The organism is Streptomyces guryensis (assembly GCF_021261325.1).
GTDB lineage: Bacteria > Actinomycetota > Actinomycetes > Streptomycetales > Streptomycetaceae > Streptomyces > Streptomyces guryensis.
This window is the reverse complement of record NZ_JAJSBI010000005.1, coordinates 420,738-437,905: the sequence shown is the minus strand read 5'-3', so window position 1 is coordinate 437,905 and position 17,168 is coordinate 420,738. Positions and strand designations below refer to the sequence as shown.

Sequence of the window (17,168 nt, the reverse complement as noted above, 5' to 3'; positions counted from 1 at the left end):
CGCACCGGCCGGCCGCGGGGTGCGGAAGTTGAACTTCTCGCGGGTGATCCATGAAGTGCCATGATCCCGGAACTGGCGACCTCAAGGCTGCATGCAAGCGCTCGGCGCCTGCACGCAGCCTTCGGTGTGTTCAGCCGGACAACCGCCGCAGACGACTCAGCCCAGACCGAACCGCTCGGCGTGCACTTGCTGACGGGGAACGTTCAGCGTGCGCAGGGCGCTGAGCACGGCCGTGGTCATCGCGGGCGGACCGCAGACGTACACATCGCGTTCGGCTATGTCCGGAACCAGGGAACGGAGACCGTCCGGCTCGAACGGCGAACTCCCCTCCCCCGTGCGGCCGGTGAGCACGTGCAACTGCCCACCCCCGTCGGCGACCAGGCCTCGTACCTCATCGACCAGCACCGCGTCGTTCTCGCTGCGCACCCGGTAGAGCACAACGACATCGCCGGACGATTCCTCCTCCAGCAGGGCCCGAACCGGCGTGATCCCCACCCCTCCGGCGATCAGCAGTGCGCCGGGCCGTGTTCGGTGCAGCGAGGTGAATGCCCCGTACGGCCCCTCGACGAACGCGCGGCTCCCGACGGCGAGGTGCCGCAGACCGGCGCTGGTGCTGCCGACCGCCTTGGCGGTCAGTCGCAACGTACGGCCGTCGGGTGCCGCGGAGAGCGAGAACGGGTTCGCCAGCCACCAGTGGTTGTGCCCGGGGAACCGCCAGATGCAGAACTGGCCGGCCCGGGCCGGCAGCTGGTCGAGGTGGCGGCCGGTGACATGCACCGACACGACGTTGTCCGACTCCGGCACCACCGCCGCGACCTCGAAACGGTGATAGGCGTTGCGCCACACAGGCATGACGATCCGCCCCGCAACCAGGGCACCCAGCGCGAACAGCCACAGGGCCCACCAGTAGATCTTCGCGAACGCGGAAGAGGTGAAGGTCGTGGTCTCCTGCAGCTGGTGGACGAACGCCAGACCCAACGCCACGTACAGCAGCAGGTGCAGGCCGTGCCAGACCTCGTACCTCAGCCGTTGCCTCACATACCGGGCGGAGACCGCGGCGACCACGACGACGATCGCCGCGGCCCCCATCCCGAGCAGGGAGGCCGGCACTCCGGCCAGCGAGAGGAACGTCTTCGTCATCGACGTGTCACCGAGCCTCGCGAAGCCCAGCACGATCAGCGCGGCGTGGGCGAGGATGGTCCAGAGCAGGGTGAAGCCGAGCCATCGGTGCCACACGGTCAACCGGTCCATGCCGATACGGCGGTCGAACCACGGCAGCCGGGCCAGCAGCAGCAGTTGGAACAACAACAGTACGGCGGCGTGCAGGCCGAAGAACTTGGCAACGGTGAGCACCCCGTTCTGGCCGGTGCCGGCGGTGAGGAACAAGACCTCGACGATCAGCAAGTTGACGATGACGAACGTCCGCAGCGCCCACCGCGCCGCAACGACCGGAGGTATGGTGCCTTGCCGCACCTGTGAAATCGTCGCCTCCACCGCTTCCCCTCTTGTCCGTGTGGCGCACTCGCGCCGGGCACGCAGGTCTCGAGGACCCCAGCGTCCTCACCCGGCGGCCGTCCCGGCCGCCGTCGCTCGGTACGCTGAGTGATTAAGGGCTTAACCACAAGCCGTCACAGGGCTGTTGAGGTACACATGACGGGCTCGCGTGTCTGGCGGCGTCCCACGCTCGGCGCCGTGGCCGCACGAGCCGGGGTCTCCACCGCCACGGTGTCGAACGCGCTCAACGGCACCGGGCGCCTGTCCGAGCAGACCAGGCAGCGCGTGCTCGTGGCGGCCCGTGAACTCGGTTACGCCCCGGCCAGTACGGCTCGTGCTCTGGCCCGCGGCAGCACCGGAGTGCTCGGCCTGACCATGACGACGTACGGAGACCTGCCCGTCCCGTACACCGAGATCCCGTACTACGCACAGCTGGCCCTGGGCGCCATGGCGGCGGCCCACGAACGCGGCTACCTGCTCACGGTGATGCCGAGTTCGATGTCCCCGTGGATGTGGCTCAACACGCCGATGGACGGCATCATCCACGTCGGACCACGTGCCGAGGACCCGGTGCGTGCCATCCTGCGCGAACGCGGCATACCGATGATCAGCGAAGGCCGCCCGCCCGAATCCAGCTGGCGCGACGCATGGGTGGACGCCGACCACGGAGCGGGCCTGCGCCTGCTGCTCGACCACCTCGCGCACTCCGGCGCCCGGCGGATCGGCCTCTCCCTGCCCATTCACGACGACGCGTATCCGCACCTGATCTCGGACGCCTACCGGTCCTGGTGCGACGAACACCGCATGCCCGTCCTCGTCGAGGAATACGCCTCACTTCCCGACTACTTCACCACCGAACAGAAGGCGGTCAGCCGCCTGCTCCGTCACGATCCACGACCCGACGCCGTCATCGGCGTCTACTCCGACTCCGGCCACAACATCCTCGCCGCCGCCCGGCACCACGGGTTGCGGGTGCCGCGGGACCTGCTGGTGGCGTGCGTCAGCGAGGATCCCGACTACGCGACGACCACCCCACCCCTCACCACCGTCAGCCTCTGCCCGGACCAGGTGGGCGCCGAAGCAGTCGACCTGCTGATCGCTGTCATCAACGCCCGCACCGACGTGGACCGGCGCAGACTCGTCCAGCCGATACTGACCCCTCGCCGCTCCACCCGGCGCCCCACGCGGCAAGACATGGGATGTAAACGGGGAGAATAAGACAGAATGCGGCCTCTCCTCGCCATGGGTCCCAGATTTCTGACTATTCATGGGATGTAACAGCCGGGGTCGTGGTATCCATACGGGTGCGCTTCGCACTCGCAGAAGGGGACGCTGCATGAGAAGACCTTGGTTACTACCGCTGATCGCGCTTGTCGCCGTCGCACTCGGGGTGACGTCGGCAGGCGCGGCCCCCGCCTCCGCCGCAACCAACACGCCTTTACGGGTCATGCCGTTGGGCGACTCGATAACCTGGGGCGTGGGAAGCAGTACGGGCAACGGCTACCGCGGACCGTTGTGGAACGAGCTCACGGCGGACGGCCATCCGCTCGACTTCGTGGGCACGGGGCGGAACGGTTCGATGTCCGACCCCGACAACGAAGGCCACTCCGGATACCGCATCGACCAGATCGCCGCACTCGCCGACGCCACGCTGACCCGCTACCGGCCCAATGTCGTGACGTTGCATATCGGCACCAACGACCTCCAAGGGGCTTCCGAGGTCAACACCGCCATCGCCCGGCTGAAGTCGCTGGTCAACCAGATCACCGCCGACGTCCCCGACGCAACCGTCCTCGTCGCCTCCCTGGTCGTGTCCACCAGCAGCTCTGAGGAGCAGTTCCGGGGCGCATACAACCAGGCCACCCGGCAAATCGTCAGCGACGCCCAGGCCGCGGGCAAGCACGTCGCGTTCGTCGACATGAGCAGTCTGACCACGGCCGACCTGTCCGACCCCCTGCACCCCAACGACTCGGGCTACCAGAAGATGGCCGACGCCTTCCACCGCGGCATCCAGGCCGCGGACGGCGCCGGTTGGCTGAGGAACCCCGCTCCTGCCCCGGCGCGTGTGCAGTCCGGCATCGCCGGCAAGTGCCTGGACGTCAACGGCGCCAACACCGCCGATGGGACCGCCATCCAGATCTGGAGCTGCGGTGACAGTGCAAACCAGCTCTGGTCCGCCTACACCGACGGCACCCTGCGTTCCATGGGCAAGTGCCTCGACGCCGCAGGCGGGGCCACCGACAACGGCACCAAAGTGCAGCTTTGGGCCTGCCACAGCGGCGCCAACCAGGTGTGGCAGCCGTACAACGGCGGCTACCGTAACCCCGCCTCCGGCCGGTGCCTCGACGTTCCGGGCTTCTCCACGACCGACGGCACCCAGCTCCAGCTGTGGGACTGCAACGGCGGCTCCAACCAGAAGTGGACCACTCTGACCGCCGGATGACGTCCTCTCCCGGGGGCTGGCCCCTCTCCGAGGTCAGGTCCCGGGAGACCATCGGTGGCGGCCACCGCCGGGTGCGTGGGCCGCCGTGGCTGTGGCCAGTCCCTCCGGTCGCCTGCAATCACACCCTCACGGAGGGGCGTGAACACGCTGGCGAACCCGCACGGGTCCGCAACCCGGTAGTTGTGCGGTCTCGCCACTCGTGACATGTCCATCGTGCGTGACCTGGGCATCCTTGGCTGTCCCGCAGCCCGTGTCACCCATGATCAGTCTCAAGCCCGTGGCATTTCTTCGCGAGGGCGAGGGCGAGGGCGAGGGAGAGATCAGGCGGCTTGCCAGTGTCGGCCGAGTACACCACGCTGAGCTCCGAGCACGAGGAATGCCGGCGAGGCCTGATCGCGCACCGATGAGTTTCCCGCGCCGCGCTGGTCCATACGCCGGACACCCACGGACGGAAGGCTGGGCCATGCGGAAACTGATCTACGGCATGAACCTGACCCTGGACGGCTACGTCGCGGCGGCCGGCGACGACATCGGCTGGAGCGGACCGCCGAGCCCCGAGCTGTTCCAGTGGTGGCTCGACCACGAGCAGGCCAGTGGCCTGTCGCTGTACGGGCGCAAGCTGTGGGAGACGATGAGTTCCTACTGGCCGACCGGCGACCAGCAGCCGGGTGCCACCCCGGCGGAGATCGAGTTCGCGCGGAACTGGCGGGACACGCCGAAGGTGGTGTTCTCCTCGACGATCGAGAAGGTCGACTGGAACACCCGCCTGGTCACCGGCGACGCGATCGCCGAGATCACCCGGCTCAAGGCCGAGGACGGCGGCCCGATGGACATCGGTGGCGCAACGCTCGCCGGGGCGGCCATGCGCGCCGGGCTGATCGACGAGTACGCGATCGCCACCCATCCGGTCCTGGTGGGCGGCGGCACCCCGTTCTTCACCGCGCTGGACAGCTGGGTGAACCTGAACCTGGTGGAGACGCGGACGTTTCCCGGCGGCGTGGCCCTGACCAGATACGAGACAAGGCGCTGAGCGGCGACAACGCCCCGACGCTGAAGAGGGGTTGAGGCCGGGCGCGACCGCGGACCCTGCCAGGACGTACTCGTCCGCATCCCCGTCCCGACCAGGCGACGCGGCTGGCCGAGCGGTTCCCGCGCCCCAGGTGCTCGGCCACGCCCCCAAACCGCCGATGGCCGACGCCTGAGTGCCGTAGCGGCCGGCTACGGCACTCAGCTGCCTTGGGGCCCACGCCGCGCGGATGCCGTCAACGGCCCACCTGTCGCTGACCACGGTCTGGGACCACGATGGCTTTCGACGGCACCGGAGTGACCCCCCGTTTCGCGGCCGCCCGGCAGATGCCTTCCAGGAGCGGGGACAAGTTGTCGGCAGTCCAGTCGACGACGTAGCAAGATCAGTTTCGCCACGTCGTCGACGGAACCGCCGGCCTCACCCTGCACGGTGGCGATGTTGAGCCAGTCACCCACGGCGTGAACCGTCGTCTACGCGTCGGCGGTCCGCACGGCACCGCGATCACCGTGGATCGGGCGAGTCAGCGCTGCAGGGTGAGAAGACCCGGCCGGTACGGCAGTTGCTGGTAGGGGGTGCCCGACGGCGTGTTGGGGGACAGGCCCTGGTAGAGGAGCTGCAGGTTGCAGGGGTCGATGGTCATGGTCTGGTCGGGGTTGTTGCGGACCAGGTCACCGTGGCTGATGTCGTTGGTCCAGGTGGCACCGCTGTTGGCCTTGCCCGCGAAGGGGTTGGACTCGGTGGCGGCCTGCGGGGTCCAGGGACCGTTCAGGCTGGAGGCCGTGAACGAGCGGAAGTAGCGTTGCTCAGTCGCCCCCCGCGCCTCGACGATCATGAGGTACTGGTTCTGGCCTTGAACCTTGTAGACCTGCGGCGCCTCGAACAGGTTCTTCACCGTGTCGCTCATGACCGTCGTGTACGACGAGCCGAAGTTGCCCGGGAAGTTCCCGATCGGCATGGTCGACTTGTAGATCTCACCGTTGTCACCGGCGAAGAACAAGTACATGTTCTGGTCGTCCGCGATCAGGGTCGGGTCGATCGCGCTGCCATTGGGGACACTGCCGGTGAACAGTGGCTGCGGCGCGGACCAGCTGTTGGGGTTGGTGGGGTCGCTGGAGGTGCGGTAGACGAAGGGCCAGGCGGTACCCCACCCGTTTGAGGTCAGAACCCAGATGTTCTTGGGCGCGAAGTAGAAAAGGGTGGGCGCCACCGCGGACGAGGGCATGCCGATCTGGGTGGCCGAGGCCATGTCCGACCAGTTCGTGAAGGGAGCGAACCCCATCGAATTCCACGACGTTCCGTCTGAGTAGGTCGCGTAGACCAGGTGCTTGCCGTTGTACGTCACGGTGGTGAAGTCCTTCAGCGAGGCCCACCCGTTCGACGGCTGCGCCAACGGACCGGTCGAGCTCCACCGGTACGTCGACGGAAGAGAACACGTGCTGCCCGTCCCGGAAAGACCGGTCCACTTCTGGTTGTCGGCGCCGCTGCACGACCAGAGCTGCACCCCCGTGCTGTTGGCCGTGGCGCCGCCGCTGACGTCCAGGCACAGCCCGGACTCCACGCCGACGACGGTACCGTCGGGGTTCACCCGCCACTGCTGGTTCGTGCCGCCGTTACAGGCCCAGATCTCCACCTTGGTCCCGGCCGCGGTGGCATGGCCCGGGACGTCCAGGCACTTGTTCCCGTACACGGTCAGCTGGTTGCTGTCCGTCAGCGTCCACTGCTGGTTGGTCCCGCCCGTGCAGTCCCAGATCTGCAGGAGGGCGCCATCGGCCTGGCTGGCGCCCGGCACATCGAGACACCGGCCGGAACCGACGCCGCGTAAGGCGCCGCTGGTGGCCGCCTGAGCCGGGCCGGCGACGAGCATCGCCGCCAACGAGACCAGGACCGCAACGGCGGCCGCGAGCACCACAGACAGATGTCTGCGGCTGAAACGCATTGTGCGCATGAGTACCTCTTCATCCTTGAGTAGATTCGGTTCGCTATACCGAACATCGGTCGAAGTGTCGGGCAAGCTGGAGAGCGGAGAACGGCGGACTCGGCGACTTGGGCAAGGACGCAGCGCGGCTCGACAAAGAGTTCCGGGATCCATAGAGAGCTCGGCCCCATCCGTCGCCTCCACTGGGACATGGGATGGATTAACGGATATGAACGTTGCCTGTGTCTAGCCTCGTGACACAAGTTCCTTTACTACGTTTGGATTAGCGTCCGACTGACGCCTCAGCAGCTCTGCCAAACATTGGATGTCACAGAAGTAGCGCGTGGGGTGCGAGTACGAGCTCAGGCCAGCTGAACATCGTTCACGACCACGCCCCGGCCGGCCGAGCCTTCCCCGCAGGCCTGTTCAAGTACCGCGCCGACTACGCCCGCTCCACGAACTTCCGCGCCATCACCACCCGCAGGTCCACATCGACCCGCCCGGCACCACGCCGGTCGTCGACACCCGGCTGACCGAGGTGCCGTCCGGTGCCGGCAACCACCGCCGCGTGCGAGTCTCCGGCGATGGTCAGAACACGGTCGAGGGCAGCAACTCACGAACGTCATGGCATGCGATCTGTCGCAAACCCGCCCCAGCCTCCACACGACCGGCGGCAACGCCTCGACGTGGTACACCAACGACGCCTCCTGGGGCCTCGGGCCCGCACGAGGGACGACGAACAGCGGAGCTTGCTCTGGGAGCCGCCGGGTGGGCTGAGCCTCGTCGAGCCGTGCGACATCCGCCCGCGGACGAGCCGTGCCTCTCCTTCGTGGTGCGTCGCCCCCAACGCACTGGCCGAAGCGCCGTGGAGCGGGGGACGACCTAGTCTGGAACCAGCCGCTGGAAACCAGCCCTGACGTGCACGGATGTCCGGACGGAGGCATGGCGCGTGGAGATGGCCGGCAAGCAGGACGCCCCCACGGCCGTTGCCGTGGTGAGCCCGGACGGCGTGGTGAGCGGCTGGAGCGAGGGGGCCCGGCTGCTGCTGGGCTGGACTGCGGAGGACACCGTCGGCCGCCCCGTGACCGATCTGCTGGTCGATTCCCCGCCACCCGGCTTCCCCGAGGGGTATGGCGCCGGACCCGACTCCACAGGGTTCATCCCCCTGCGCCACCGGGACGGTTCCACGGTGGACGCCATGCTGGTCGTACACCCGCTGTCCGGGCTGGACAGTCAGGCACAGGGTTACGTGGTGACCATCCAGCGCTGGGGACGCCGTCCGGTGATCGCGGACCGGGCCTTCGAGCAGTCTCCCTTCGCTCTGGGTGTTTACGACACTGAGCTGCGGTTCCTGTGGATCAACGCATCCTCGGGCCGGGTGATCGCGCACTCGGAGGAGCAAGTACTCGGCAAGAAGTACCGCGATCTGTTTCCCGAGTTCGACCGCACGCTGTTTCCCGAACGGGACGACAAGCCCTATACCGACGCGCTCGCCGAAGTGGCGAGGACGGGCGAGCCCACCCGTCTCATCACCGTCTTCCGTCCGCTCGGCAGTAACTACGCCAACGCCTGGGCCACCAGCATCTGGCCCGTCCGGGACGCCGAGGGCCGGGTCCGCGCGGTCGCCAACTGGGGATTCGACATGAGCGCCGAGTACTGGGCTCGGCAACGCCTGCTCATCCTCAACAAGGCCAGCGGCGGCATCGGCCGGACACTCGACGTGATCGGCACCGCCCAGGAACTGGCCGGCACCCCCGTGCCGGGATTCGCCGACCTCGTCACCGTGGATCTCTTCGACGAGGTGCTGCGTGGAGAGGAACCACCCTCCGCGCCCACGTTGCCCCCCGGCCAGACGATCCTGCTCAGCCGTGCCGCCCAGCACAGCGCGAAGGGCTCGGACGGCGCCCCCGGGCCCACGACACCCGTGAGCCACACTGCCGATTCCGTCGCCGCCCGCTGCATGGCCACCGGCAGGTCCAGGGTCGAGCTCGCCGCTGAGCCCGGTGAGGGCGGCGAATGGGCCTTCGGGCCCGGACTCGCCGCAGATCCGGCCCACTGGCCGCCGGGCAACCCGTTGATCGACAAGTCCCTTGCCGCGGATGGGCTGACCGGCCGGATCACCGTGCCGCTCCGGGCCCGCGGCGCGCTGCTCGGCGTCGTCGCCTTCTCCCGCCTCGACCGGCCCGAGGCCTTCACCGCCGACGACCTGATCCTCGCCGAAGAACTGACCGCCAAGGCAGCCGTCGCCATCGACAACGCCCGCCGGTACCACCGCGAGCGCACGACGGCGCTGACCCTGCAGCGCAGCCTCCTGCCGCAGGGGCTGCCCAACCAGGAGGCGGTCGAGGTGGCATCCCGCTACCTGCCTGCCGGGACCGGCGCGGAAGTGGGAGGTGACTGGTTCGACGTCATTCCGCTGTCCGGCGCGCGGGTAGCCCTGGTCGTGGGCGATGTCGTCGGTCATGGACTGCACGCCTCGGCCAGCATGGGGCGGCTGCGCACGGCGGTCCGCACTCTCGCCGACGTCGACCTGCCGCCGGACGAGCTGCTGACCCATCTGGACGACCTGGTCCTCCACCTCGCCAGCGACCTCCAGGCCACCGGCCGTTTCCAGCCGATCGGCGAGTCGGGGGCCACCTGCCTGTACACCGTCTACGACCCAGTCTCCCGGCGCCTCACGCTGGCCAGCGCCGGCCATCCCCTGCCGCTGGTCATCTCCCCGGACGGCACCGGGACCCCGGTACCCGCCCTTCCCGGACCGCCGCTCGGCATCGGCGGGCTGCCGTTCGAGGCCACCGAACTCGAGCTGCCCGAAGGCAGCCTGCTGACCCTCTACACCGACGGACTACTGGAAAGCCGCCAGCGCGCTGTCGACCAGCGGATCGCCGAGCTGCATGGGGTCCTGGACCACTCGGCCACCTCTCTGGAGTCCCTGTGCGACACGGTGATCGACGCCATGCTCCCCGCGCACCGCACCGACGACGCCGCCCTGCTCCTCGCTCGCACGCGGGCGCTGGATCCCCAGCACGTCGCCGACTGGGACGTCGAGCCCGACCCCGCACAGGTGCCGCGCGCCAGGAAGTTCGCCGTCGCCCAGGTGGACGCCTGGGGCCTGGAAGAGGCGGCCTTCGTCACCGAACTGGTCGTCAGCGAGCTGGTCACCAACGCCATCAGATACGGCGAGCCACCGATCAAGCTGCGGCTGATTCGCGATACCTCCCTGATCTGCGAGGTCTCCGACGCCAGCAACACCGCTCCGCACCTGCGCCGGGCCCGCGCCTTCGACGAGGGGGGCCGTGGTCTGTTGCTCGTCGCCCAGCTCACCCAGGGGTGGGGCACCCGGCACACCACCAACGGCAAGACCATCTGGTGCGCACAGACCCTCCCCTGTCCCGAACCGCACTGAGACCCGAGCACACGGACCGCCGCCGCCCGCGCGACCCGGTACAACGACGGCACCGCATGTCGGGTGCGGGAGCCCGCCGCTTCGCGAGGGCTGCCCCACAGCCCGTGTGCCGGTGACCTCCGCGACCGCTCCGCTGAATAGGTCCGGAGCGCGGTGCCGGGATTGCTTCCGGGTTCGACAATGACCGGAAAGCCATCTCCTGTACGTCTGCGCGACCGCCCTGCCCGCCACGGTCGTTGGGCGGCTGAGCGGCATGCTGGAACAAGCGATGCCGGTACCCCTGGCGTGTAGCACACTGCGGCGCGGCTCCTTCGCCGGCCAGGTCAACGCGTTCGACATGGACATGCTGTTCCAGGTCGCCGCCGACGCCGTAGTTCCGGCGGAGGAGACGTGCGCGATGCTGTCCGGGGACACCTGTGCGCAGGCCGTTCGCGACGAGCGAGCCATGCTGTGGATCCAGGACTACGGCCAGGAGAGCGCCGAGCGCGCCTTCGACGTCTCGCTGGACCGGTCACGGGCCGGCAGCTCCTCGCCGATCGGGCGGTTCAGAACCTCGATGATCCTTATCGCCGGCATGGTTCGGTTTCCCCTGCTCAGCGCAGTTGCTCGGCGATTCCGACGATGATGCCCTCCGGACCGCGGAGGTAGCAGAGCAGATGGCTGTCCTCGAACCGGGCGATCTCGCCGACGAGTTCAGCGCCGTGAGGGCGCAGGCGCGCAACGGTGTCCTCGATGTCGTCGACGGCGAACATGACGCGATGCGTGCCCAGGGTGTTGTGCGGTGGGTTGCGGGGCCCGGCGCTGATCACTGCGGGGCTGCGGTACTTCGCCAGTTCGAGCCGGCTGTGACCGTCCGGGGTCCGCACCATCGCGATGTCGCAGCGGACGCCGTCGAGTCCGGTGCACTGGTCGGCGAAGGGGCCCTCGACCTGCGCCCTGCCCTCCAGCTCCATACCGAGTTCCACGAAGAACGCGATGGCGGCGTCCAGGTCCTCGACGACGATGCCGACGTTGTCCATCCGCTGAATCGCCATGGTGTGGCCTCCCTCTTCCTCGTACGGCCGGTGATGTGTGCTGATATCCCTGGGACGAAGCCGGTGACACGCTCTCGACATCCGCTGACCGCTGAACTCCGAAGAATCTGGATCACGCCTCAGCACCGCGGCAGCAGAGCCGCGAGTCAGGCGCGGCCACGGGGGAGGTGCGTCGTCCTGGCCGCTCCCGCGAACAACACCTCAGACTTCGGCGCGAGTTGACCACGGGCCTCGTCGGAGACGCTCAGGTCACACTGCTGATTCTCTGCGAGCCCCTCAGGCACCCATCCCTCTTCGCCCCGCCCAGGGGCCGCGCAGTTCACTGCCCACCGCCCACGCCACCGACACCATCGGCACCGCCACGACCGCACCGACCACCCCCGCCAGGACGCCGCCGGAAATCACCGAAACGGCCACCACCACTGGGTGCAGCCGCACTGCCCAGCTCATCACCAGCGGATGCAGCACATGGCCCTCGATCTGGCCCACGACGACGATCAGCGCCAGCACCACGATCGCGATGACCGGGCCGCGCGACGCCAGGGCCACCACCGTGGCCACCCCCAGCGCAATCGGTGACCCCAACAGCGGGACGAACGCGGCGAAGAACTCCAGCAACGTCAGCGGCAGGGCCAACGGAACCCCCAGCACGAACAGGGCGGTACCGACCAGCACCGCATTGGTGGCCGCCACGATCACGATGCCCCGCGTGTACCCGGCGAAGGTCCGCCACGCCGCACCGCCCGCACGGCCGAACGCGTCCCGGGCCCGCCGTGGCAGCCCCTCCTGAAACCAGGACCACAACCGGTCACCGGAATGAATGAAGAAAATCGAACAGAACAGCGCAAGCACCAACACCGTCAGCGCCTCGACCAGCCGCCCGGCTCCGCTCACCGCACCGCTGACGAAAGCCGAGCGGTGCGCGGACACAAAAGAGCCCACCTTGCCCTGAAGATCCGACATGACGGTGGGACTCACATGGAAAGGAGGCCCCTGCAGCCACCGCTCGATGCGCCCCACTCCCCCGCCGAACTCCCGCCCCAGCCGACCCCACTCACTCGCCACCAGCTCGCCCACCAGCGCCAGCAGTCCAAGGACCGCCAGCAAGCTTCCCGCGACACCCACCACCACCGCCAGCGCCCTTGGCAGCCATCGCGCCAGTAGATCCACAAGCGGACGCAGGACCGACGTCACCACCAGAGCAAGAAACAGCGCCACGGCAACCAGCTGCAAACGCCCCAACATCACAAAAACCGCATAGGCGACCACTCCCAACACCAACAGTCGCCATCCATACGCAGCCCCGACCCTCAATCCTCGGGCCACCACCACGCCCTGCCCCGCCCTCCGCTCTGCCGCCCCCGCCCTGCGCGCACGCGCAACCGACCCCACCCCCCGCGCCGGCCGACTGCCCAGCACCACAAACCGCAACCGCCCCCCGTTACGACGGGCGCCACCACCGCCACCCGGATACCGACGCAACCAGCGCACGGCACCACCCACCCGAACATCACCACCTCACCTCGCCAAAACCACGCAGCCATGTGTCCCCCCTGAGGCCGCCTTCTAAATCGCCGGTGCTCTCACGGACCAGCCCGCGCAGGTTGTAAACCACCACCGCGGGGAGGGGATGCCGCCGCTCATTCCGCCAAATCCAGCACAGAACACTGACCGGGCGGTCATGGGTGAGGCGCCGGGAGTGGGAGCTGACACCGCCGACCGCAGCAACGGTCCCGCCCCGGGCCGCTCGGTGGTCTTGTCGTGTCGCACAACGGGGCGCTCCTGGCCGGCACCGATCTCCCCGTCGAGCTGGTCCAGGAAGGCGCTGAAATTCGCCATGTTGTTGCACGCGATCACCTCAGCGAAGACCTCGCCGGCATGCACGTCGAGAGCGGCGACGCGGGCGACCGGGCCGTGACGCCCGTAGTCGGTCGACGTGCACGACGGCGATCCCGGTCTTCTCGCCGACGGAGAGGGCCATCGCCGCCTTCCGGTCGGATCAAGGACGAGGGCGCAACTCCCCTCTACGCCCACTCGTCGCCCGAGCGGCGTCCGAGCGGCACACACGACAACCGTGCCCGCGCGAGCATGTCCGGCAGCCTGTCGTCCCGGTGTGCTCCAGCGCGTCGCCGGTCAGGCACCCGGGCGGCCGCGGCAAGTCCGGCCACGCCTGCACGCCGAAACGCGCCTGCTGACATGCCGAACGCCGTCCCCCAGCCGTCTGATGGGATCACTGCGCCGAAGTCGACTTGGAGGGCCGCCGCGGCCATGCCTCTCCCGCGACGGCTGGTCGTGTGGTTCAGACATCGGTCCCTTGGCTCACCCGACGCGCCGTCCCACCCGCAGGACGCTCAGATAACGGCGTGGTGCCCGATCCCCCATCCGAGTGCGGATGCGCTCGGCGACAGCGTCCAGCAGGGGCTCACGGACCTCCCGGTCGAGCCTGCGATACAGCGACGTCGAGCGAAGGAGGTCCGCGAATCCGTCCCCGGTGAACCACTGAACGGTTGGGTACCAGCGCACCATCGTCGGGCCGAACAGTCCTCCGGGATCCTCGACCAGCCCCCACCCTTCGTCGGTGGTGCGCACCTCGTCCTCCAGCGGCGGATGGCCCCAGCCGGGGTTCCCCGGAGAGAACCGCTCGTGCAGATCGGCGCTCTCGGCATACACCTCGGGCTCTCCCGGCCGGCGGACCACCACGTGGCCCAGCAGCGCCATCCAGCCTCCGGGCGAGACCACCTCGTGCGCCCGCCGCCAGCCAACCGATGGGTCGACCCAGTGCCACGACGACGCAGCGACCAGGGCGTCGAAGCGTCGGCCACGGTCGTCCCACTCCTCAAACCGCGATGTCTCGACCTCGACATTGGGAAAAGAGGCGACCCGGCGTCGAGCGAGTGCTGCCATGTCCGCGCCCGCCTCGACGGCGGTCACCGAGCATCCCAGCGCTGCCAGCGATGGCGTGGCCTGACCACTGCCGCAGCCCACCTCCAGCACCGACGACCTTTCGCCCATGCCGGTGATGGCGACCAGGTCTGCGAACAATTCGTCCGGATACCCCGGCCGGACCCGGTCGTAGAGCTCCGCCACCTCGTTGAACACCCGGCCGAGGCCGTAGGGATCCGGGCGCGTCTTCGGGTCCTCAGTCACGAGTGCACAACCTACGATGCCCGCCCTTCACGACGCCACCGCATTACCCACAGCCGCGCGGCAGCAACCCAGCAGCAACCCACACCAGAACGACAGGAGTTGGGCCGGTCGGTATGCCGGGCGCAGTTCTCGGGTGCGGCACCAGAAGAGTCGGAGATCCGGTTGCTCGGAACGTTGACGATGCCGAGTCGTTGGATACGTTGCACGGTTCCCGGTCTGCTCCTGTCTCGCGACGCCCGGCGCAGCCCCGATGGCCGCGTAGGGCCTCGTCGGTTCTACGTTGGAACCGGGCCGTCCTGGTGGTCTTCCCCAGTACCGCCGTGACGGCCTTGGTGCGCACCGGCTCATGCGATGCCGTCAGCCGAGGACATCGTCGTACGCCGAGGCGACCGTGCGGTGTGGGAGATCCGAACAATGAAAGGATTGCCGCGGTGACGGCCAAACCCCGTGACATCGAGAAGGCGGCCGGTGTGCTGCGCGCCGGAGGGCTCGTGGCCTTCCCGACCGAGACCGTCTACGGTCTGGGCGCCAACGCCGAGGACTCCGCCGCCGTCGCGCGCATCTTCCAGGCCAAGGGGCGCCCGCCCTCTCACCCGCTGATCGTCCACCTCGGCAGCGCGGAGCACCTGGCCGACTGGGTCCAGGACGTGCCCGAGACGGGGCGCCTGCTGGCCGAACACTTCTGGCCGGGGCCCCTCACGCTGGTCCTGCGGCGCGGTCCCAGAGTGCCCCTTGAAGCGACCGGTGGCCTGGAAACGGTGGCCGTGCGCGTGCCCGACCACCCCGTCGCACTCGCACTGCTGTCGGCCTTCGGCGGCGGTGTCACGGCCCCGTCCGCGAACCGCTTCGGCCAGGTCAGCCCCACCACTGCGCACGACGTCCATATGGAGCTCGGTGATGCCGTCGACTTCGTGCTGGACGGCGGCCCCTGCGAGGTCGGCGTCGAGTCGACCATCGTGGACGTCACCGGCGAGACGCCGAGTATCCTGCGGCCCGGCGGGGTGACCCGAGAGGACCTCGAAGCGGTGCTGGGGCGCCCGCCGGCGGTGCAGTCGACGAGCGTCGTCCGGGTGCCGGGCCAGCATCCGTCCCACTACGCGCCGCGGGCCCGGGTCGTCCTCGTGGAGCCCGAGAAGGTCGTCGCGGAGGCGGAACTCGCGCAGGAGCTGGGGCACCGCGTGGGCGTCCTCCTTCCCCCCTCCTTCACCGACACTCCGGTGAAGGCACACGCCGTGGCGCCGGTCCCCGGCTCGATGGTCGCCTACGCACGCGGCCTGTACGGGTTCCTACGCGAACTCGACCAGCGGGGATGCGACCTCATCGTCGCGTCCTTGCCGGTGGAGGAGGGGCTGGGCCTGGCGATCGCCAACCGGCTCCGCCGCGCCGCAGGGCCCCGGACCACGGCGTGACCAGCACCGGCGTCGACGCCCGTGCCCAGCACCGGCGTCGACGCCGATCGGGCCTGGTCGCGCCCCGCCCTGAGTGAACGGTCCTGACCAGGCCCGACAGTGATCATTGGAGCTTGCAGGGGCTCAGGACGCGGCGGGGACCGCAACATCCAATCCGCGGGCCGCGACGAGCTGCGCGCTGCCGTCAGCCAGCCGGTAGCACAGGCCCACCACGGCGGCCTGGCCGGCGGCGACCTTCTCAGCCAGCACCCGGGAACGGTCCAGCAGCAGATCGACGGTGTGCCTTATGTGCTCCGCGAGGATCTCCTCCGGCTCCACCCTTCCGGCGGCCCGCGCCGCCAGCACGCTGGAGGTCACCCGCTCGACGACGTCACGGACGTACCCGGCCGGTGTCATGCCGTCCTCCAGCGCGGCGCACGCCGCGCCCACCGCGCCGCACGAGTCGTGACCAAGCACCACCACCAGCGGGCAGTCCAGGAGGTCCACCCCGTATTCGATGCTGCCCAGCACCTCCGCACCCACGACGTGGCCCGCGGTCCGCACCACGAACAGGTCGCCCAGGCCGCGGTCGAAGATGATTTCAGCGGCAAGCCGGGAGTCGGAACACCCGAACAGCACGGCGAAGGGCTGCTGGGACGGAGCAATCTCGGCTCGGCGGGTGGCGTCCTGGTTCGGGTGCTCGGGAGCACCGGCGACGAAACGCAGGTTACCGGCCAACAGCAGCTCGAAAGCATCACGAGGCGTCGGAGTCTTGATCTCGTTCATGACCGCAGCCTACGAGGCGACACCACTCACCGCGGCGCGCGGTCTTCGCCCAGACTGAGATCCCGTTCGGCGACGGGGCCGAGGGACGGCCAGTACTTCGCCCAGGCGCGAGGTCCCGGTCGGCAGCAGGTCCATGCCGCGATGGTGGTACTCCAGTGCGCGTCGCACTCCCACCTCGGTCATGCGATTGCGTCAGTGGGGAGGGATCGGCGGGTCGGGACGCCGACTTCGTCGAAGTCGTGCACCGCCACCGTGTCCAGCCGGGCGGTGACGGCGGAGGCGAGCGTGGTCCTGCCCGCGCCCCTGGATCCGGTCAGCTTGAACAGCACCGGGCCAGGGTGACGGCCCGCGAAGCCTTTCTGTGGCACGGCGCTCGATGTACTGATCGGAGGACCGGAGGCCGACTGACGACCTCATGGACTCCTCATGGCCCGGCCGGACAGCACCGCGACCATCTCCTCGACATGCGCAACGTGCAGCGGCGGCGGGTTCAGGAGCCTGGTGCCGATGGCATGGACCGCGAGGGCA

At 69.0% G+C, this 17,168-nt stretch carries 13 protein-coding genes; 6 read left to right on the top strand and 7 right to left on the bottom strand.

Features of this window, described 5'->3' with window-relative positions; genetic code table 11:
* Positions 1-156 precede the first annotated feature (156 nt).
* On the bottom strand, positions 157-1,473 hold the full coding sequence (locus tag LJ657_RS13800) for a ferredoxin reductase family protein (protein ID WP_232648853.1): 1,317 nt from the start codon (positions 1,471-1,473) through the stop codon (positions 157-159).
* Positions 1,474-1,650: 177 nt separating this feature from the next.
* Here LJ657_RS13800 and LJ657_RS13795 point away from each other — a divergent pair, with 177 nt between their 5' ends.
* From LJ657_RS13795 to LJ657_RS13785, 3 genes are all read left to right on the top strand, one after another.
* On the top strand, positions 1,651-2,712 hold the full coding sequence (locus LJ657_RS13795; protein ID WP_232648852.1) for a LacI family DNA-binding transcriptional regulator: 1,062 nt from the start codon (positions 1,651-1,653) through the stop codon (positions 2,710-2,712).
* A 118-nt stretch (positions 2,713-2,830) separates the two neighbouring features.
* Entirely contained in the window at positions 2,831-3,937 is a 1,107-nt protein-coding gene (locus LJ657_RS13790; RefSeq protein ID WP_269786394.1) for a ricin-type beta-trefoil lectin domain protein, read from the top strand.
* 463 nt (positions 3,938-4,400) lie between these two features.
* Positions 4,401-4,967, top strand: coding sequence for a dihydrofolate reductase family protein (locus LJ657_RS13785; RefSeq protein ID WP_232648850.1), 567 nt, complete (start codon positions 4,401-4,403; stop codon positions 4,965-4,967).
* Positions 4,968-5,484: 517 nt separating this feature from the next.
* On the opposite strand, the gene LJ657_RS13775 is transcribed toward LJ657_RS13785, so the two are convergent.
* The gene (locus LJ657_RS13775) at positions 5,485-6,909 is read right to left on the bottom strand and encodes a non-reducing end alpha-L-arabinofuranosidase family hydrolase (protein ID WP_232648849.1); all 1,425 of its coding nucleotides are present in this window, start codon (positions 6,907-6,909) and stop codon (positions 5,485-5,487) included.
* Between the two features lie 925 nt (positions 6,910-7,834).
* Between LJ657_RS13775 and LJ657_RS13770 the strand changes: the two genes are divergently transcribed.
* Positions 7,835-10,285, top strand: coding sequence for a SpoIIE family protein phosphatase (locus LJ657_RS13770; protein WP_232648848.1), 2,451 nt, complete (start codon positions 7,835-7,837; stop codon positions 10,283-10,285).
* Positions 10,286-10,553: 268 nt separating this feature from the next.
* A complete protein-coding gene (locus LJ657_RS13765) occupies positions 10,554-10,910 on the top strand; it encodes a hypothetical protein (RefSeq protein WP_232648847.1) in 357 nt (118 codons plus the stop codon).
* On the opposite strand, the gene LJ657_RS13760 is transcribed toward LJ657_RS13765, so the two are convergent.
* From LJ657_RS13760 to LJ657_RS13750, 3 genes are all read right to left on the bottom strand, one after another.
* Complete coding sequence (locus tag LJ657_RS13760) at positions 10,879-11,319, bottom strand: VOC family protein (RefSeq protein WP_232648846.1); 441 nt, start codon at positions 11,317-11,319, stop codon at positions 10,879-10,881. The two genes, LJ657_RS13765 and LJ657_RS13760, sit on opposite strands and share 32 nt — an antisense overlap.
* Positions 11,320-11,595: 276 nt before the next feature.
* On the bottom strand, positions 11,596-12,588 hold the full coding sequence (locus LJ657_RS13755) for an AI-2E family transporter (RefSeq protein WP_505016517.1): 993 nt from the start codon (positions 12,586-12,588) through the stop codon (positions 11,596-11,598).
* Positions 12,589-13,638: 1,050 nt separating this feature from the next.
* Complete coding sequence (locus tag LJ657_RS13750) at positions 13,639-14,418, bottom strand: class I SAM-dependent methyltransferase (RefSeq protein ID WP_232648844.1); 780 nt, start codon at positions 14,416-14,418, stop codon at positions 13,639-13,641.
* Positions 14,419-14,897: 479 nt separating this feature from the next.
* Between LJ657_RS13750 and LJ657_RS13745 the strand changes: the two genes are divergently transcribed.
* Positions 14,898-15,875, top strand: a complete 978-nt coding sequence (locus LJ657_RS13745; RefSeq protein WP_232648843.1) for an L-threonylcarbamoyladenylate synthase — start codon at positions 14,898-14,900, stop codon at positions 15,873-15,875.
* Between the two features lie 123 nt (positions 15,876-15,998).
* Here LJ657_RS13745 and LJ657_RS13740 read toward each other — a convergent pair whose 3' ends face one another.
* Positions 15,999-16,640 (bottom strand): carbonic anhydrase, encoded by a 642-nt coding sequence (locus LJ657_RS13740; protein ID WP_232648842.1) that lies wholly within the window; start codon positions 16,638-16,640, stop codon positions 15,999-16,001.
* Positions 16,641-16,819: 179 nt separating this feature from the next.
* A complete protein-coding gene (locus LJ657_RS13735) occupies positions 16,820-16,969 on the bottom strand; it encodes a hypothetical protein (protein WP_232648841.1) in 150 nt (49 codons plus the stop codon).
* Positions 16,970-17,168: the final 199 nt, after the last annotated feature.